We start from the raw sequence: 17,410 nt of genomic DNA on the forward strand, positions 1-17,410 counted from the left end.
TCAACCTTCTCGCGGCGGTGCCGCAAGATCGTCCTCCACAAGGCCGAAAACGCAGTAGGCCAAAGGATGCAGTCGTTCGCGCAGAGCCGCACGCTCGAGGCCGCCGTCGTCGACCGGCCCGAGGCCGGTGTCAGTCTTCGTGCTTGGCGCGGCTGGGTTGGACGCGTTTGGGTTCGCCCGGCATTTTCGGGTAGTCCGGGGGGTAGGGCATGTCGGCGAGGCCGTGCTCGTGTTCGTCGCGGGCCGCGAGTTCCAGTACGGGGTCCAGGGCGAAGGCGTGGTCGTCCATGTCCGCGTGCAGGTCGCCCAGTTCGGCGAAGCGGGCCGGCATCGTCACGATGTCGAAGTCGCGGGGCTCCGCGTCGTCGACCTCGTCCCAGCGCAGCGGTGCCGAGACCGGGGCGTGCGGGCGGGGGCGGATGGAGTAGGCGGAGGCGATCGTGCGGTCGCGGGCCGTCTGGTTGTAGTCGACGAAGATCCGCTCGCCGCGTTCCTCCTTCCACCAGGCCGTCGTGACCCTGCCCGGCATCCGGCGTTCCAGTTCCCGGCCGAGGGCGATGGCGCACCGGCGGACCTCGGTGAAGGTCCAGCGCGGGGCGATCGGCACGAAGACGTGCAGCCCGCGCCCGCCCGAGGTCTTGGGCCAGCCGCGCAGACCCAGTTCCTCCAGCAGGGCGCGCAGCTCGCGGGCGGCCGCCACCGCGTGGTGGTAGTCGGTGCCCGGCTGCGGGTCCAGGTCGATGCGCAGTTCGTCGGGGTGGTCGGTGTCCTCGCGGCGTACCGGCCAGGGGTGGAAGGTGAGGCAGCCCAGGTTGGCGGCCCACAGGACGGCGGCCGGCTCGGTCGGGCAGATCTCGTCGGCGGAGCGGCCGCTCGGGAAGGAGATGTGGGCGGTCGGGATCCAGTCGGGAAGGTTCTTCGGCGCCCTCTTCTGGAAGAAGGACTCGCCCTCCACCCCGTCCGGGAAGCGTTCCAGGGTCGTCGGCCGGTTGCGCAGGGCGCGCGTGATGCCGTCCGCGACCGCCAGGTAGTACTCGGCCACGTGCCGCTTGGTGAGGCCGCGCTCCGGGAAGTACACCTTGTCCGGGCTGGACAGCCGTACCGTCCGCCCGCCCGCGTCCAGCTCGATCGCATTACCGGCAGCACCCATGTGCGCCACGGTAGGCGGGCCCGCCCGTGCGCGCATACCGGGCGCGGCCGGACGTACCACCGCAGAATCGAAGGCATGGATCTGCCAGTGATGCCGCCCGTGAAACCGATGCTCGCCAAGTCCGTGGCGAAGATCCCACCCGGCATGCAGTACGAGGCCAAGTGGGACGGCTTCCGGGCCATCGTCCATCGCGACGGCGATGAGATCGAGCTCGGCAGCCGCACGGGCAAGACCCTGACCAGGTACTTTCCCGAGCTGGCAGAGGCGCTGAAGGCCAATCTGCCCGACCGTTGCGTCGTGGACGGCGAGATCGTGATCGTTCACGGCGGGCGGCTCGACTTCGACCGGCTGACCGAGCGGATCCATCCCGCGCAGTCCCGTGTCGCCCTGCTGGCCGAGACCACCCCCGCCAGCTTCGTCGCCTTCGACCTGCTCGCGCTCGGCGACGAGTCGCTCCTCGACACACCGCTCACCGACCGCCGTGCCGCCCTGGTCCGGTCACTCTCCACCGCTCGGCCCCCCGTTCATCTCGCGCCCGCGACCACCGATCCCGCGCTCGCGCAGGAGTGGTTCGAGCGGTTCGAGGGCGCCGGGCTCGACGGAGTGATCGCCAAACCGCTCGATCTCCCCTACCGGCCCGACGCCCGCCTCATGTACAAGATCAAGCACGAACGTACCGCCGACGTCGTCGTCGCGGGTTTCCGTTTCCACAAGAGCGGTCCGATTGTCGGATCGCTGCTCCTCGGCCTGTACGACGCCCACGGCACCCTCCAGCACGTGGGCGTCTGCGCCGCCTTCCCCATGAAGCGCCGCGCCGAGCTGGTGGAGGAACTCGAACCCCTGCGGATGCCGGATCCGGCCGGACATCCGTGGGCCGCCTGGGCTGAGGAGTCGGCCCACGAGAGCGCGCGGCTGCCGGGCGCGCAGAGCCGCTGGACCGGCAAGAAGGACCTGTCCTGGGTGCCGCTGCGCCCCGAGCGGGTCGTCGAGGTGAGGTACGACCACATGGAGGGCGACCGTTTCCGGCACACCGCGCAGTTCCACCGCTGGCGGGCGGACCGAACCCCGGAGAGCTGCACCTACGCCCAGTTGGAGGAGGTCGTCGGCTACGACCTCGCCGAAGTGCTCGGCCCGGCCGCCGGCACCACAGGCACCACAGGCACCACAGGCACTGCCGGTTCCTCCGATACCCATGGCACCGCCGGTTCCGGCGGCTGAGCGGCCCGACCCGCCCCCGCCGTCAGCTCCTCCCACTCCGTCCGGTCCGGCCCCGCGTCGTGCGGGGCGTAGTCCGGCCGCTCGGCCAGCCAGCGCGCCACCCGGGCCTTGACCTCCGGATCCGCGTACGCCCGCTCCGGCGGCTCGGCCAGGTGCCGCACCCTCGCCCGCGCCCGCATCACCTCGGGGTCCTCCAGCGCGCAGTCGAACAGCGCGGCCGCCTCGCGCGCCGTCCCCGTCCGCCCGGCCCGGGTCGCGAACCGCTCCCCGATGGCCGCGTCGGCGACCACCTGGAAGTCGAACCACGGTTTCAGCGTCCGCACCGCCCAGTCGTGGTGATCGACGGCGAACCGGGCCGATCCCGGGTCCCGGTGCGCCGTACGGGCCACCCGGCGCGCGGCCCACAGGGCGAGCGAGGTGCCCTGCCCCAGCGTCGGATTGGTGTGCGTGATCGAGTCGCCGACCGGCACCAGCCCGGTCACCACCGGACCGTGCTCGTCGACCAGCGCGCTCCACCGGTTGTCCAGGCTCGCCGTGGCCCGTACGTCCGACAGCGGCTCGGCCCCCAGGGCCAGCCAGGCCGCGCCGGGCGGGAAGGCACGGGCCGCCCGCTCGAAGACGGCGGGGTCGCGCAGCGCCGAGCGGGTGGTGTCCGAGGTGTGCACGAACAGCGTCACCGCGAACACCCGGTTGTCGGCCGGGAACACCGCGCACCCGGCGAAGGCGCCGCCGGTCACCGCCCAGGGCCGGCGCGGCCCCTCATCCATGCCCTCGGGCAGCCGGTACCAGCGGCAGAAGTACGCGAGCCCCGTGCGGTGCCGTTCCACGACGGGCGGCCGGCAACCCGCCTCCGCCAGCCTGCGCTCGACTCCCCCGCGCCGCCCGCCCGCGTCCACCACGAGGTCCCCCTCGTAATTCCCCGCCTCGGTGGTCACACCCGTCACCTGGATGCCCGGGTTCCCGGCCGGCCCCGGGACGGTGGTCAGGCCGGCGACCGGCTCCCCGTACCGGACGACGACGCCCGCCTCCGCGCGCAGGGCCGTCGTCAGCGCGCTCTCCAGCAGGATGCGCCGTGCCTGGAGCATGACGAGGTCCTCGTCGCCTGGGCGAGCGGGCGGCCGCTCCTCGAACCAGTCCAGCTCGTGCCGCTCCCGCGCACCGAGTCCGAGCATCTCCGCGTAGACGTCGGGCAGTTCGTCGCGCAGGACGCTGCGGGCGGCCCCGAGCAGCGCGTGCGGCTGGACGGCCTGCGGTACGGTCGGCCGGCGCCAGCCGAAGAAGTCGCGGTCGAGGGCCGTGCCCGGAGCGCGCGAATCGCGCTCGAAGAGCTCCGCCGTGTGTCCGTGCCGCGCCGCGAGCAGGGCCATGGCCAGGCCTCCTACCCCTCCGCCGATGACCAGTACATGTGCCATGGAGCGTCCCCCCGAACCATTGGACCGTCGGACCGTACGACGATCACACCGTCCAGAGCCTGCGCGGACGGACGGCGGCCGAAACCCGCACAGTTGTCCGATACGAGCCGTACGCGCCCGCCCGAGGGCCGGCCCGGCCCTGTTCAGCCGCTGACCAAGCCGGCCCCGGCCCCCGTACCCGCCGCCCCCGTACCCGCCGCCGCCGTACCCGCTCCCGTGCCCGCACGGTGGGCCGCCACGGCCCGGCGGGCCTCCTCCTCGATCAGGTCGGTGTTCACGGCGACGGCCGCCCGCACCCCCTGCGCCGCCGCGCCCGCGACCTGTTCCATCGGGGCGGTCACGTTGCCCGCCGCCCAGACCCCGCGCAGCGCGGTCGCGCCGGTCACCGGGTCCGACTCGACACAGGTGCCGATGGCGTGCCCGTCCCGCTCCACGACGGTGGTCGGCAGGCCCAGACTGGTCAGGACTCCCGAGCGGGCGGTGAACCGCGGGGCCACCACCAGGGCCGCGCACTCCACGCCGGAGCCGTCGGCCAGGGTCACCCCCGCCAGCCGGTCCTCCTCGACCGCGAGCCCGGTCACCTCTCCCTCGACGACCCGGACACCGAGGGCCGCCAGCAGCTCCCGCTCCGCGTCGGTGAGCCGCCAGGTGTGCGCCAGCAGGGTGGTCCGCTCGCTCCAGTGCCGCCAGAGCTGTGCCTGGTGCACCGCGACGGGTCCGTCGGCGAGCACCGCGACCGGCAGGTCCCGGACCTCCCAACCGTGGCAGTACGGGCAGTGCAGCACGTCCCGGCCCCAGCGCGCCCCGATCCCCGGCACCGCGGGGAGCTCGTCGACCAGGCCGGTGGCGACCAGCAGTCGCCGCGCCCGGACGGTCGAGCCGTCCCCGCAACGGACGAGGAAGCCCCCGTCGGGCAGCCGGTCCGCGGCGATGGCGGTGCCCGGCCTGATCTCGCCGCCGTAGCCGGCCACCTCGGCGCGCCCCCCGGCCAGCAGCGCGGCCGGGCTCTCCCCGTCCTGGCCGAGGTATCCGTGCAGGTGCGCGGCCGGAGCGTTGCGCGGGCTGCCGGAGTCGATCACCAGCACCGAACGGCGGGCCCGGACCAGCGTCAGCGCACCGGCGAGCCCGGCGGCCCCGCCTCCCACGACCACCACGTCGAACACGTCGTCCCCCACGTCGCCTGAATTCCTTGGTTCCCGTGCGTTGTCCATGCCTCCGAGGGTCCGCGCGCAGGCGCCCGCTTGACAAATGTTCTTGCCGAAGTGGCAAATGGAGCCATGGCCACCGAGGAGCAGGACGAGGAACTCGCCGGCGTGCTCACCGCCGTGGGCCCGCGCCTGCGCGCCCTGCGCCGGCAGCGCGGCACCACGCTGGCCCAGCTCAGCGAGACCACCGGGATCTCCCTCTCCACCCTCTCCCGGCTGGAGTCCGGACAGCGCAGGCCGACGCTGGAGCTGCTGCTTCCGCTGGCCAGGGCGCACCGGGTGGCGCTCGACGAGCTGGTCGGCGCCCCGGAGACCGGGGATCCCCGGGTCCGCCCGCGCCCCTTCGTCCGGCACGGCAGCACCTATGTGCCGCTGACCCGCAAGTTCAGCGGGGTGCACGCCTTCAAGCAGATCCTCCCGCCCCTCGAAAGCCCACCGCCCGAGCCGCCCGAACTCCAGGTCCACGAGGGCTACGAGTGGCTGTACGTGCTGTCCGGGCGCATCCGGCTGCTGCTCGGCGAGCACGACCTCGTCCTCGGCCCCGGCGAGGCCGCCGAGTTCGACACGCGCACCCCGCACGCCTTCTTCAACGCGGGGCCGCGGGCAGCGGAGTTCCTCAGTCTCTTCGGCCCCCAGGGCGAACGGATCCACGTCCGCGCCCGGCCCACCACTTCACCGGAAGGACGTCCATGACCACCACCGGAGAGCGCCCCGAGCGGGCCGTGCCGCAGCCCAACGCCGTCGTCGGCGTGGGGCTGGTCGTCATCGGCCCGGACGGGCGGGTGCTGCTCGGCCAGGCACACGACGGCCGCTGGGAACTGCCGGGCGGCAAGGTCGACCCCGGGGAGGGCTTCGAACAGGCCGCGGCACGGGAGCTCTCCGAGGAGACGGATCTGCGCGCGGCCCCCGAGGCGATCCGCGTCCTCTCCGTCCAGATCGACGCGAAGTCCGGCCTGACCCGGCTGACGGCGGCCGCCGTCACCACCTCGGCGGAGGGGGTCCCCGCCGTCACCGAGCCGCACAAGATCGCCCGCTGGCAGTGGTTCGCGCCGGCCGAGATCCCCGCGGCCCTGTACGCGCCGTCGGCGGCCGTGCTGCGCAGCTGGCGCCCGGACCTCGCGAGCCTGCCGCACGTCCCCTCGTACGACTACCCCACCACGAGCCCGGACCCGGCCCCGAGCGCGACTCCGAACACGGGCCCGGCCCCGAGCGCGACTCCGAACGCGGGCACGCGCCCGGCCGCGAGCGCCTGAGACCTCTCGAAGCGGCGCAGTCGGCCCGGCCTCAGGCCGTGAAGGTCGTCGCCACCGTCACGGCCGTCACGGCCACCATCGCGGCCTGTATGTCGCGGATGGCCGCCCGGACACTCTCGGCCGCCCACTGACCGGCGGCTATCTCCGCCGTCCTCGGGGCCACCGCGTCGCGGCGCCGGTCCGGGAACGCCAGCCGGTGCAGGCCCGTCGCGTGGATCAGCGCGATGAGGCCGGCCGTCCGCTCGTCCGGCTCGGTGCCCTCGATGACGACGGCGCGCAGCCGCTCCCGCAGTGCGCGCTCGGCTGCGCCGTCGGTCTCGGGGTAGCGCTTGTGCGGGAACATCCCGAGCACCTTGTGCACTTCCGCCGTCACCAGTCCCCGCTCGACCAGGCGGTCCACCGCGGCGCCGACCGCCTTGGTCTGGTCCCTGGTCAGCCAGTCCGTCACCCGGCGCTTGGCGCGTCCGCGCAGCCAGGCCTCCATCGACACGATCCGGCCGTCGAGCAGTTCTTCCCCGGTGGGCGTGGTGTCGTGCAGCTCCAGGTACTTGTCGGCCACCGACACCCGCTCGGCCATGACCAGTTCGAGCAGGATCGCGCCCGCGGCGGCCCAGCCCGCCGACTGGCGCCGGCGCGTCTCTCCGGACTCGTCGTCCAGGGAGAGCAGCACGATCTCCTCGGCCAGCGTGATTCCCATGTCCGCTCCCCCGTCCGCCGTACTCCACACGTGTCGTCGGGGAGGACGTCCGACAGCCGACGGAAGTTCCGATTCCGGTACGTATCCGACCGGCGCCCACTCCCGCCCCGCTACGTCCGCACCACCACCTTCGGCGCGAAGTTCCCCTCGCCCAGATCCTCGGCCAGCAGTCGCTTCGCGATCGCGTCCGCCGCCACCCGCAGTTCGGCGCTCCGCGGCCGCCCCTTGTCCTTCTCCAGCTGGTCGCCGAGCCACTCGGCCCACGCCGCCGAGATGATCGCGGCCTCCCGCTGCCCGGCCCGGGTGAGGGAGAAGAAGCTGCCCTCGCGGCTGAGGTAGCCCTCCTCCGTCATCCGGTCGAAGACCGGGAGGAGCACCTCCGGCGGCACCGACCGGCGCGCCGCGATCAGCCCGATGCTGGCGGTGCCGACCGTCCGGGTCATCAGCTCCACCTGCATCACCGTCCACGCGCCCGCGATGTCCAGCCGGGTGTCGGAGGCCCCGACGATCGCGCGCGCCGTGTCGGCTCCCATGTTCCGTACGAGTTTGCCGACCGCCAGCTCCAGCAGCTTGGCCGAATTCCCGCTGGCCGTGGCCGGGGAGGCGAATCCGTCGCCCATGTCCGTGGAGCCGGCCCGGGCACTGTCGCGCAGCTTGACCTGTTTGAGGAAGAGCCCGGCGACGAACCCGAAGACCGCCACCGGCACGGTCCAGAGGAACACCGTGTGCAGGGCCTCCGCGTACGCGTCGATGATCGGAGCCGCGGCCTCCGGACTGAGCCGGTGCACTCCTTCGGGGGTCGACGCGGCCTCGGCCAGCCGTGCCGGGTCCTGCCCGGTGATCCGCGCCGCCTCCGCGATCCCCGCCTTCAGTTCCGGCCCGAGGTGGTTCGCGTAGATCGTCCCGAAGACCGCCGTGCCGAAGGCGCTGCCGAGCGTACGGAAGAAGGTGACCCCGGAGGTGGCGGTGCCCAGGTCGGCGTAGTCGACGGTGTTCTGCACGGCGATCGTCAGGACCTGCATGGACAGGCCGATGCCCGTGCCGAGCACGAACATGTACAGCGATTCCAGCAGGGTGCTGGTCCCCGGTTGCATCCGCGACAGCAGGTACAGGCCGACTCCGGTGACCGCGTTGCCGACGATGGGGAAGATCCGGTACTGGCCGGTCTTGCTCACGACGTTGCCGCTGAAGACGGAGGCGATCAGCAGTCCGAAGACCATGGGCAGGGTCCGGACACCCGAGATGGTGGCCGAGTCCCCGTCGACGTACTGGAGGTAGGTGGGCAGGAAGGTCATCGCACCGAGCATCGCGAACCCGACGACGAAGCTCAGCACGGAGCACACGGCGAAGACCGGATTGCCGAAGAGCCGCATCGGCAGCATCGGTTCCGCGGCCCGCGTCTCGACGAGGCAGAACAGGGCCAGCGCGACGACGCCGAGCACGAACAGGCCGATGATCGTCGGCGAGGTCCAGGCGTACTCGTTCCCGCCCCAGCTGGTGGCCAGGATCAGCGCGCTCGCGCCGACCGCGACCAGCGCGATGCCCAGGTAGTCGATGACCGGCTTGCCCGAGGACTTCACCACCGGGATCGTCTTGGCGGCCGCGATGACCACGAGGACGGCGATCGGGACGTTCACGTAGAAGCACCACCGCCAGCTCAGCTGGTCGGTGAAGAACCCGCCGAGCAGCGGTCCGATCACGGTCGCGACGCCGAAGACGGCGCCGATCATGCCCTGGTACTTGCCGCGTTCGCGCAGCGGCACCACGTCGGCGATCAGCGCCATGGCGGTGACCATCAGGCCACCGGCTCCGACGCCCTGGACGCCGCGCCACACGATCAGGAACGTCATGTTGCCGGACAGGCCGCACAGGAAGGAGCCGCTGATGAAGACGATCGCGGAGATCTGGAAGATGAGCTTTCGGCCGTACAGGTCGCCGAACTTGCCCACCAGGACGGTCGACACGGTCTCGGCGAGCAGGTAGGAGGTCACCACCCACGACATGTGGTCCCCGCCGCCGAGGTCCCCCACGATCGTGGGCAGGGCGGTGCCGACGATCGTCTGGTCGAGCGCCGCGAGCAGCACTCCCAGCATGATCGTGCCGAAGATGATGTTGCGCTGCCGCCGGTCGAGCACGGGTGGCGCGGCGTCTACGGCAGGAGCAGTGGTCACCCTCGCACTCTCACAGCGCACCCGCCCCACCGCATGCGGCGCTGCGCCGTACGGGGGGCCCGGCGGCCTGCCGCGCCCGACCGCCGGCGCGGCCACGTCGGCGCGGGCAGGTCAGCGCCGGCAGGTCAGCGCAGGTACGCCAGCCCCGGGTGCTCCGCCGCGTACCCGTCGAGCAGCCGCCGCGCCACGGCCACGGAGTCCACCAGCGGGTGCAGCGCGAAGGCCTTGACCGCGGCCGCCCGGGACCCGCTCGCCGCGGCCGCCAGGACCTCCCGTTCGACCGCCTTGACGGCCGTCACGAGCCCCACCGCGTGCAGCGGCAGCTGTGCGACGCCGACCGGGTGGGCGCCGTTCGCGTCGACCAGGCAGGGCACCTCGATGACCGCCTCGGCGTCCAGGACCGACAGCGTCGAACCGTTGCGGACGTTCAGGATCAGGGTCGCCCGCTCGTCCCGGGCGATGGCCCGCATCAGCGCGAGCGCGACCTTCTCGTACCCGCCGGACTCCAGGTCGCTCTCGTCGCGCTCGCCGACGCCGGCCGCCTCGCGGTTCTCGGCCATGTACGTGGCCTCGCGCTCGGCCCGGGTCCGGTCCCAGGCGGCCAGCGCCGCCCCGGCCGGCTGCCCGTCCCGGCCGGCCTCGGCGTAGAAGCCGCGCTGCTGGTCGCGCAGGAAGGCCCCGCGGGTCTGCTCGGCCTCCTGATAGGCCCGTACGGTGTCACGGTTGAAGTAGTAGTAGTGCAGGTACTCGTTGGGGATCGCCCCGAGGGAGCGCAGCCACTCGGCCCCGAAGAGCCGGCCCTCCTCGAAGGACTCCAGGGCCTTGGTGTCGGCCAGCAGCCGGGGCAGTTCGTCGCGGCCGCCGATGCGCAGCCCGCGCACCCAGCCCAGGTGGTTGAGGCCGACGTAGTCGATCCAGGCCTCCTCCGGCCGGGCCCCGAGCAGCCGGGCGACGCGCCGGCCGAGTCCCACGGGGGAATCGCAGATGCCGATCACCCGCTCGCCGAGCTCCTCGGCCATGGCCTCGGTGACCAGTCCGGCCGGGTTGGTGAAGTTGATGACCCACGCCTCGGGGGCGACGCGGGCGATGCGGCGCGCGATCGCGCGGGCCACCGGCACGGTCCGCAGCCCGTACGCGATCCCGCCCGCGCCCACCGTCTCCTGGCCCAGCACCCCCTCGGCGAGGGCGATCCGCTCGTCCGCGGCGCGGCCTTCCAGGCCGCCGACGCGGATGGCCGAAAAGACGAAGTCCGCCCCGCGCAGGGCCTCGTCGAGGTCCCCGGTGGCCGTGACGGCCGGGGCGTCGGGTACGCCGGCGGCCTCGGCCTGGTCACGGAGGACGCGGGCCATGGCGGTGAGCCGCGCCGGGTCCTCGTCGTACAGCGTCACATGGGACACCCGGCCCTCGGCGTGGTCGCCGAGCAGCGCTCCGTAGACGAGCGGCACCCGGAAGCCGCCCCCGCCGAGGATCGTCAGCCGCACGTCCCTACCGCCCTTCGCCCGTGCCGGTGCAGCGGCCACCGCGGGTGCCGGTGGCCGTGGCAGCTCCCGTGGCCGGTCCCCGCACCACGATCGTGCCCGCGGCGGCTCCGGCGGCTCCCGTGCCACGATCGGTGACACGGAACCCGCTGCGCGCGCCCGCCGGCACCAGTCTGCCCCGGCCGGTCAGTCCTCCAGCGACGGCACGGCGCGCAGCCTGGCGCCCTGCTGGTGCGCGACTGCGCCACCGCCCCGTACGGGACCCACCGGGGCGCCCTGCGGCGCCGACAGGATCAGGGTGATCCGCGTCAGCCCCATCTCGTCCAGCATCCGGCTGGTCTCGGCCACCATCCGGCAGCGCACCAGCCCCCACTGCGGGTCGGGGTGGCGCACGGTGCGCACCGCCCCGTCCATCTCGGCGGCCTCGGCCCCGCGCATGCTCAGCCAGTGCGGCACCCCGTACCGGTACGCGGCCTCCATGAACGGGTCACGGGCCACCTCCTGGCGGATGCTGCGCAGCCCCTCGTCCTCGGGAGCGGCGGCCAGCGCGGCCGCGAACCGGGCCAGCAGCGGTACGCACCAGCCCGGTTCGTGGTCCTCCAGCACGCCCGCCGCGTCCGGGTGGAACAGCACGAAGCGCAGGAAGTTGTCGTCCGGCAGGGCCGTCGGGTGCGGTCGTACGGACTGGAAGAGCTGGTCGAAGGCAGAGTTGGTGAGTGCGACGTCCCACCGGTGGTCCACCAGGAAGCTCGGGTAGGGCACCGACTCCATGAGGGCCGCGTAGTCGCACAGGTAGTCGCGCTGCGCCGGGTCCTCGGGCAGCCGGTTCTCCTCGGCCGCCCGCCACGTGGGCGGCGGGTCGCGGTCGACCATGACGCGGAACAGCCAGAAGCACTGCCGCTCGCTCATCTCCAAGGCCTCGGCCAGGGCGAGCAGTTTGCGGTCCGTCCACTCCTTGACGAGGCCGCGTTCCCAGTTTCCGTACGCGCGCACGCTGATGCGCAGCCGGGCGGCGAGGTCCTCCTGGCTCAGCCCCAGCTCCTCGCGGCGCTGGCGCAAAATCTCCTTGCGCCGCTCCGACCGCACGACGCCTCGTGCGGACTCCTCGCCCGCAAGGCGCTCCTCACCGGTTCGGGCGAGGCCATCGGACGGGCCCACCGCTGCGAGATGTGGCACCGAGAGCTCCCCCTCCTCCGGTCTGGATCTTCATTTCCGTGTGGCGATCCTGCTACCGACTTCATTCGAGTGTCAACTATTGTGGCAATTCCAGCCTCTTGACAGCTCATTCCCGCCACAGCTGTGGCACGTTCTAGCCCTTACCGGCGAGAGCGGCTAGATTCCAGAAGCCGACCATGTGCCGTACCGACTTCGCGCGATCTAGGAGAACCACTGGTGACAGACGGCTTCCCGGCTCCCGTCGCGGTGGCCAACGCACCCCTGGCAGCCACCATCACGCGCGTCGCCGAACTCGCGGGCAAGATGGGCCGCGACCTGAACCAGGTCTTCGACCTGCGGCGGCTCTCGGAGGCCTCCGGCGTGCCCACGGACGTGGTCAGGACCCTCCTCGACGGCAGGCCGGCCGGCGAACCCGATCTGCAGACCCGGTTCCTCCAGCGGCTCGACCTGCTGCGGCGCACGCGCGTCAAACCGAACGGCCGCCGCTACACGCAGCAGGAGATCGCGGACGGCGCCGGCATGTCGCGGCAGCAGGCCGGGGCCCTGATCAACGGCGACCGCCGCCCCACCATGGAGCACTGCGACGCGATCCAGCGCTTCTTCGGGGTGCACGCCGGGTTCCTCACGGCGCACGATTCCGACGCCCTCACCGACGCACTCCAGCGGACCGAGCAACAGCTGCTGCAGGACTTCGCGGGGCGCGCGCGGGAAACCGTACCGGCCGCGGCCGCATCGACGGGCGATCCGCTGGCAAGACTCCTCCAGAACCACGGTGTACGGGGCATCGCCTGGCGCGCCGCCCAACTGCCCAGCGACAAGCACCGGGACAAGGTGACCGAATGGCTGGACATGCTCCTCGAAAGCGTCAAACCGAATGAATCCTGACCCAGTCGAAAGTCTGGGTCTGATCCTTGAGTCCTGATCCGGATCCGCGCCGACGGGGAGAACGGTGAGCATAGGCAGAGAGCAGCGGCGGTTGTGCGGGGAGCTGGTGGCCGGCATCCGGCTGACCGCCCCCGCAGAACCCGTGGAACTCTACGCTGCCCTCTGCGAGGGCATGAGCAGACACCGCGGCCGACGGGTGGACTTCCGGATGGCCTCGTTCCCCCCGCGGACGGCCAGCGGCCTGTGGCTCGACATGGCGGACCGCGACCTCGTGGTCATCGAGGAACGCACCGCGCCCGACCACCAGCTGGTCATCCTGGGCCACGAGCTGTGGCACATGAAGGCCGGCCACTGCAGCCACCACGTCGACGGCGCCGCCGTCGCCGCGCGGCTGCTGTCCGACGAGGCCGACATCGGCGAGACCGTCCGCCGTGTCGCCGCGCGCACGCGCGCCGACGTGCGGGAGGAGACCGAGGCCGAGACCTTCGGCTTACTGCTGGGAAGCCGGTGCCGGAACTGGCTGGCCGGATCGGCCGGTCACCGGGCTCCGGTCCAGCGCGACCAACTGGCGGGCCGCATCGAGGCATCGCTGGGCTACCGGGGGCACAGGAACGACCGTTGAACGGCGAGGACTACTACATACCCGCGGCGGCGATGGCGATCTCACTCGCCTTCAAGCTGCCGGCCCTGCGGCACAACTGGCGTGACCCGCTCCTGCGCTCGGTCGTCGCCCTGCTGACCCTGGCGGGTGCGGTGTTCTTCTTCGCCGCCCCGCCCACCATCGCGGCGGTCAACCGCTGGACCGGGATCGTCAACGTCTCGGCCCCCCTCGTGTACTGCCTGATCACCGCCTTCAGCGCCTCCTGCCTGGTCCTGATGGTCAACTGGCGAGGCGGGGAGCCGGAACAGACCCGACGCGTCTCGCGCCGCTGGATCAAGGGCTACAGCCTCGTCGTCGCGGCCCTGATCGTGCTGTTCGCCCTCGGCGACACCCCGGTGGAGCGGCTGCGCGACTTCGACACCTTCTACGCGAACACCCCGTACATCGGGATGATGATCGCCCTCTACCTGCTGGCCCACCACGTGGCCGCGGTGGTGATGGTGGTCCTGTGCTGGCGCTGGTCGCTACAGGTGCGCGGCTGGCTGCGCGTCGGCCTGATGATCATCGTCTCCGGCTACATCTTCAACCTCACCTACGACGCCACCAAGATCTCCGCGGTGGTCGCCCGCTGGCTGGGCCACAACCTCGACGACCTGAGCACCTACGTCGCCCCGCCGCTCGCCGCCCTGGGCGCGCTGATCAGCGCGATGGGCTTCGTGGTCCCCCTCGTCTGCCAGCGGCTGTCGGACCACTGGCAGACCTGGGCGACGTACCGCCGGCTCGGCGCGCTGTGGCAGGAGGTGCAGATCTCCGCGCCCAGCGGCACGCCCTCCGTCCAGATGGCCTGGTGGTCGGCGGCCGAGCTGCGGGTGATCCAGCGGGAGTCGGACATCCACGACGGCTTCCTGCACCTGGGCCCGTACTTCGACAAGGGCCTGCGCGACGACGCCTACGAGAGCGCCGTCGCCACCGGGGCCGACGAGGAGACCGCACGCGCGGTCGCCGACGCCGCCATGGTCGCGGCCGCCGTACGGGCCCGCTCCGCCGACCCCGAGGGCAAGATCATCGGCGAGGACGAGGAGACCCCGCTCGACACCCCCGACGTACCCCGCGACCTGCTGCGGATCTCCCACGCCCTGCGGCATTCACCGGTGGTGCAGGCGGTCCGTCAGCAGGTGGCGGTGTAACGGACGCCTCCCTGCGGGCTCAGCGGGCCGCGGTCACCGCCGTCTTCGGGAACAGGTCCTGGAACGGCCCCGCCGAGTCGATCCCGTCCCGCCCGTAGGGCGCGTCGAAGCTCCACACCATGAAGAGCAGGAACACGATCAGCGCGCTGAACAGTCCGGCGAGCAGCAACTCCCGCCCGGAGCGGCGGATCTGCAGGGTGAAGATCAGCCCGACCGTGACCACGCCGCCCACGAGCAGCCCGAACCACACCACGCCCGGCAGCGTGGACTCGGAGCTCTGGGTCCGCGAGTGGCGGGCGTCGTCGGCGGCCGCGATGTGGTCCAGCAGCGGCTGGTAGGCCTGCGCCTGCAGCTCGGTGGCCGGGCTCTGGTGGGTGACGTCGCCGCGCAGCTTGCCCAGCAGCTGGGCGCCCTCGGCCGACGCGCCCTCCCCGGAGGTCAGCAGCGGCCAGTCCACGGCGACGGTGTGGGTGACGTACGCGTCCACCTCGCCGCGGATCCGGTCGCGGACCGCGGCCGGATAGACGTCGGCGCGCTGGGTGACCTCGTACAGCGCCTGGGCCTCGCGGCGCACGCTGTCCTCCGCGGCGCCGCGCGCCTCCCAGACGCCCGCGATGGCCAGGCCCAGCACGATGGCGTAGACCACGCCCACCATCATCGTCATGTACTCGATGACGTCGGGGGTTTCGCTGGTGTCCTCGTCGTCCGCGGCCCGGCGGTGCCGGATCGTGGTGATGGCGAGGACGACGGCGCAGACGAGCGCCATGGCAATGGCCAGGACCAGCCATTCGGACACGTGGATTCTCCCGGTGTGGGTGGGGTGGGTGAGGCGGGTGAGGTGGGCTGAGTCGGGTGGGTCGGGTCGGCGGGGCGCGGCGGGGTCAGCCCCGGCTCTTGGAACGCGGACGCAGGGCGGCGGCGGCGAGCACGGCCGGCGTGGTGACGACGACCATGAGCATCACGGTCGACATCCCGTTCGGGCCGCGCCGCTCCAGCGCCACCGCGCGGTACGGACGCACGTGGAAGGCGCTCACGCGGGCGACGGCGGTCCCGGGCCGGGGCGGGGCGGGGGCGGGGGCGGGCGCCGCCGCGGTCTCCTCGGCGGGATCCGGCGCGGGCCCCGGCGGTTCCGCTTCCCCGGCCGCCGCCTCCGCGGAAGGCTCGGCCGGAGCCGGCGCGCCCGGCGGTCGCGCCGGTTCCGGCAGTCCGGGCCGCGCGGGCCGTCCGGGCCGCTCCGGGGCGGCGGTCGGCACGGGCGTCCGCCCCGGGTGGTGCACGGTCGGGCGGTCGGCGCCGGGCACGGCCGCCCGTACCGAGGGCCGCCCGGAAGGCTGCGCCAAGGGCCCCCTCGGCTGCGGCCCCTTCATCGGCACGCACAGGTCGACGCGGGCGGCGCGGCCGTGGCCGTCGTCCGCGACCGCCACGTGGCCGTGCAGCGGGCAGAGCGCCGCCACCAGCCCCGCCCCGGCGAAGTACTGCCAAGCGGTCACGCGCGTCCTCCCGAATTCCGCGGCCGATGCATGGTCACCGCTGAAGAAACGATCAAGGCCCCGGTTCGACACGCCGCGGACGGAACGGGAACCCGGACGCGGTCATCACGTCACCCGGTCGTGCGTCCGCGCGTGTGTGCGCCCGGCCCCGCCCCGCACCGGTGATGCGGCATGATGGCGCCATGGGGACCCAGGGGGAGAACGCCCGACTCATCGCCGGGCGTTACCGGCTGGACGCCAAGCTCGGCCGCGGCGGCATGGGCGTCGTGTGGCGCGCCACCGACCAGCTGCTCGGCCGGAGCGTCGCCGTCAAGGAGGTCTCACTCGATCCCGCGCTGTCCGAGGACGAGGCCCTGCTCCAGCGCGAGCGCACGCTCCGCGAGGCGCGCGCGGCCGCGCAGCTCAAGCACCCGCACATCATCGTGGTGCACGACATCGTCGAGGACGACGAACGCCCGTACATCGTCATGGAGCTGGTCGAGGGCGGCTCCCTCGCCGACCGGCTCTCCCGTACCGGCCCGGTGGACCCCGCGGAGGGCGCCCGGATCGGGATCGCCCTGCTCGGCGCCCTGCGCACGGCGCACGCCGCGGGTGTGCTGCACCGGGACATCAAGCCGGCGAACGTGCTGCTGGAGGCGCCGGGCGGCCGGCCCGTCCTCACGGACTTCGGTATCGCGCAGGTGGCGGGCGCGACGACGCTGACCTCGACGGGGGCCTTCGTCGGTTCCCCGGAGTACACCGCGCCCGAACGGATGTCCGCGCAGACGCCGGTGGGGCCCGAGTCCGACCTGTGGTCGCTGGGTGCCCTGCTGTGCGCGGCGGTGAGCGGCGCCTCCCCGTTCCGCCGGGACTCGCTCGGCGGGGTGCTGCACGCGGTGGTCTACGACGAGATCCGGCCGCCCGCCGCGTGCGGGCCGCTGCTGCCGGTGGTGCGGGGGCTGCTGGAGCGCGATCCCGCCGAGCGGCTCGGCGCGGAGCAGGCGGAACGGCTGTTGCGGGCGTACGCGGCGGCGCCCGAGTACACGCCGACGCAGGACGTGGCCAGGCCCGCCGCACCGGTACCCGTACCCGTACCGACGCTCGTACCGACACCACCGCCCGTACCGGTGCCGGCAGCGCCCCCGGCGCCGACGTCAGGGCCCGCGTCCGTGCCCGCGTCCGCGTCCGTGCCCGCGTCCGCGTCCGTGCCCGCGTCCGTGCCGGCGACGGCGCCCGTGACCGCCCCCGCTGCCGTGTCCCCGGCCGCCCCCTCCGCCACGAAGCGCCGCCCGGCTGCCGCGCTGATCGCCGGCCTGCTGGTGGCCGCGATCGCCGGCGCGGGCGTATCGGCCGCCGCCCTGCTCATGAACGACGACGACCGCCCGCGGCAGGCGTCCACGAGCGGGGGCGCGGGCGGCCGTGGCGCGGCCACGGACGCGGTCGCCTCCGCACCTCCCGCGCCCACCACCCCCGCACCCACCACCCCCACGCCCTCCCCCGGCGGCCCC

General features: G+C 73.2%; 16 protein-coding genes. 7 read left to right on the plus strand and 9 right to left on the minus strand.

Annotation, left to right across the window (positions count from 1 at the left end; all coding sequences use genetic code 11):
* Window positions 1-130: 130 nt before the first annotated feature.
* Window positions 131-1,150 (minus strand): non-homologous end-joining DNA ligase, encoded by a 1,020-nt coding sequence (gene ligD / locus IF88_RS0118505; RefSeq protein WP_030713005.1) that lies wholly within the window; start codon window positions 1,148-1,150, stop codon window positions 131-133.
* Between the two features lie 75 nt (window positions 1,151-1,225).
* Here ligD and IF88_RS43660 point away from each other — a divergent pair, with 75 nt between their 5' ends.
* On the plus strand, window positions 1,226-2,368 hold the full coding sequence (locus IF88_RS43660; RefSeq protein ID WP_234323582.1) for an ATP-dependent DNA ligase: 1,143 nt from the start codon (window positions 1,226-1,228) through the stop codon (window positions 2,366-2,368).
* Here the strand turns inward: IF88_RS43660 and IF88_RS0118515 are convergent.
* Together IF88_RS0118515 and IF88_RS0118520 are read right to left on the minus strand one after the other, a co-directional pair.
* Window positions 2,257-3,780: an NAD(P)-binding protein gene (locus tag IF88_RS0118515; protein WP_107050562.1), complete on the minus strand. Its 1,524-nt coding sequence runs from the start codon at window positions 3,778-3,780 to the stop codon at window positions 2,257-2,259. The two genes, IF88_RS43660 and IF88_RS0118515, sit on opposite strands and share 112 nt — an antisense overlap.
* A gap of 143 nt (window positions 3,781-3,923) precedes the next feature.
* Window positions 3,924-4,991 carry an NAD(P)/FAD-dependent oxidoreductase gene (locus IF88_RS0118520; protein ID WP_078892968.1) on the minus strand — a complete coding sequence of 356 codons (1,068 nt, stop codon included), beginning with the start codon at window positions 4,989-4,991 and terminating at the stop codon, window positions 3,924-3,926.
* 66 nt (window positions 4,992-5,057) lie between these two features.
* On the opposite strand from IF88_RS0118520, the gene IF88_RS0118525 reads away from it, so the two are divergent.
* Window positions 5,058-5,678 (plus strand): helix-turn-helix domain-containing protein, encoded by a 621-nt coding sequence (locus IF88_RS0118525; RefSeq protein ID WP_030713018.1) that lies wholly within the window; start codon window positions 5,058-5,060, stop codon window positions 5,676-5,678.
* Window positions 5,675-6,238, plus strand: a complete 564-nt coding sequence (locus IF88_RS0118530) for a nucleotide triphosphate diphosphatase NUDT15 (RefSeq protein WP_078892969.1) — start codon at window positions 5,675-5,677, stop codon at window positions 6,236-6,238. The genes IF88_RS0118525 and IF88_RS0118530 overlap by 4 nt, the downstream gene beginning before the upstream one ends.
* Window positions 6,239-6,269: 31 nt before the next feature.
* Here IF88_RS0118530 and IF88_RS0118535 read toward each other — a convergent pair whose 3' ends face one another.
* From IF88_RS0118535 to IF88_RS0118550, 4 genes are all read right to left on the minus strand, one after another.
* Window positions 6,270-6,935, minus strand: coding sequence for a GOLPH3/VPS74 family protein (locus IF88_RS0118535; RefSeq protein ID WP_030713024.1), 666 nt, complete (start codon window positions 6,933-6,935; stop codon window positions 6,270-6,272).
* Between the two features lie 110 nt (window positions 6,936-7,045).
* Complete coding sequence (locus IF88_RS0118540) at window positions 7,046-9,028, minus strand: MDR family MFS transporter (RefSeq protein WP_078892977.1); 1,983 nt, start codon at window positions 9,026-9,028, stop codon at window positions 7,046-7,048.
* 203 nt (window positions 9,029-9,231) lie between these two features.
* Window positions 9,232-10,587 (minus strand): 6-phospho-beta-glucosidase, encoded by a 1,356-nt coding sequence (locus IF88_RS0118545; protein WP_030713029.1) that lies wholly within the window; start codon window positions 10,585-10,587, stop codon window positions 9,232-9,234.
* A gap of 183 nt (window positions 10,588-10,770) precedes the next feature.
* A complete protein-coding gene (locus IF88_RS0118550; RefSeq protein WP_234323583.1) occupies window positions 10,771-11,760 on the minus strand; it encodes a helix-turn-helix domain-containing protein in 990 nt (329 codons plus the stop codon).
* A gap of 216 nt (window positions 11,761-11,976) precedes the next feature.
* On the opposite strand from IF88_RS0118550, the gene IF88_RS0118555 reads away from it, so the two are divergent.
* The 3 genes from IF88_RS0118555 to IF88_RS0118565 all read left to right on the plus strand — a co-directional run bounded on the left by IF88_RS0118555 (window position 11,977) and on the right by IF88_RS0118565 (window position 14,433).
* Complete coding sequence (locus tag IF88_RS0118555; RefSeq protein WP_030713035.1) at window positions 11,977-12,645, plus strand: helix-turn-helix domain-containing protein; 669 nt, start codon at window positions 11,977-11,979, stop codon at window positions 12,643-12,645.
* A 64-nt stretch (window positions 12,646-12,709) separates the two neighbouring features.
* Entirely contained in the window at window positions 12,710-13,267 is a 558-nt protein-coding gene (locus tag IF88_RS0118560) for a hypothetical protein (RefSeq protein WP_030713038.1), read from the plus strand.
* Entirely contained in the window at window positions 13,264-14,433 is a 1,170-nt protein-coding gene (locus IF88_RS0118565; RefSeq protein ID WP_030713041.1) for an MAB_1171c family putative transporter, read from the plus strand. The genes IF88_RS0118560 and IF88_RS0118565 overlap by 4 nt, the downstream gene beginning before the upstream one ends.
* Window positions 14,434-14,452: 19 nt before the next feature.
* Here IF88_RS0118565 and IF88_RS0118570 read toward each other — a convergent pair whose 3' ends face one another.
* Window positions 14,453-15,229: a DUF4239 domain-containing protein gene (locus IF88_RS0118570; RefSeq protein ID WP_030713044.1), complete on the minus strand. Its 777-nt coding sequence runs from the start codon at window positions 15,227-15,229 to the stop codon at window positions 14,453-14,455.
* 85 nt (window positions 15,230-15,314) lie between these two features.
* A complete protein-coding gene (locus tag IF88_RS47290; protein ID WP_051837104.1) occupies window positions 15,315-15,923 on the minus strand; it encodes a hypothetical protein in 609 nt (202 codons plus the stop codon).
* Window positions 15,924-16,105: 182 nt separating this feature from the next.
* Between IF88_RS47290 and IF88_RS0118580 the strand changes: the two genes are divergently transcribed.
* The coding region (locus tag IF88_RS0118580; protein WP_030713050.1) for a serine/threonine-protein kinase at window positions 16,106-17,410 on the plus strand (1,305 nt) is incomplete at its 3' end.

It is taken from the genome of Streptomyces sp. NRRL F-2580 (assembly GCF_000720115.1).
In the GTDB taxonomy this organism is placed as follows: domain Bacteria; phylum Actinomycetota; class Actinomycetes; order Streptomycetales; family Streptomycetaceae; genus Streptomyces.

Coding starts and splice junctions, on each gene's coding strand:
- ligD (WP_030713005.1), bottom strand. CDS start 1,150: ATGGGTGCTGCCGGTAATGCGATCGAGCTGGACGCGGGCGGGCGGACG.
- IF88_RS43660 (WP_234323582.1), top strand. CDS start 1,226: ATGGATCTGCCAGTGATGCCGCCCGTGAAACCGATGCTCGCCAAGTCC.
- IF88_RS0118515 (WP_107050562.1), bottom strand. CDS start 3,780: ATGGCACATGTACTGGTCATCGGCGGAGGGGTAGGAGGCCTGGCCATG.
- IF88_RS0118520 (WP_078892968.1), bottom strand. CDS start 4,991: ATGGACAACGCACGGGAACCAAGGAATTCAGGCGACGTGGGGGACGAC.
- IF88_RS0118525 (WP_030713018.1), top strand. CDS start 5,058: ATGGCCACCGAGGAGCAGGACGAGGAACTCGCCGGCGTGCTCACCGCC.
- IF88_RS0118530 (WP_078892969.1), top strand. CDS start 5,675: ATGACCACCACCGGAGAGCGCCCCGAGCGGGCCGTGCCGCAGCCCAAC.
- IF88_RS0118535 (WP_030713024.1), bottom strand. CDS start 6,935: ATGGGAATCACGCTGGCCGAGGAGATCGTGCTGCTCTCCCTGGACGAC.
- IF88_RS0118540 (WP_078892977.1), bottom strand. CDS start 9,028: ATGCTGGGAGTGCTGCTCGCGGCGCTCGACCAGACGATCGTCGGCACC.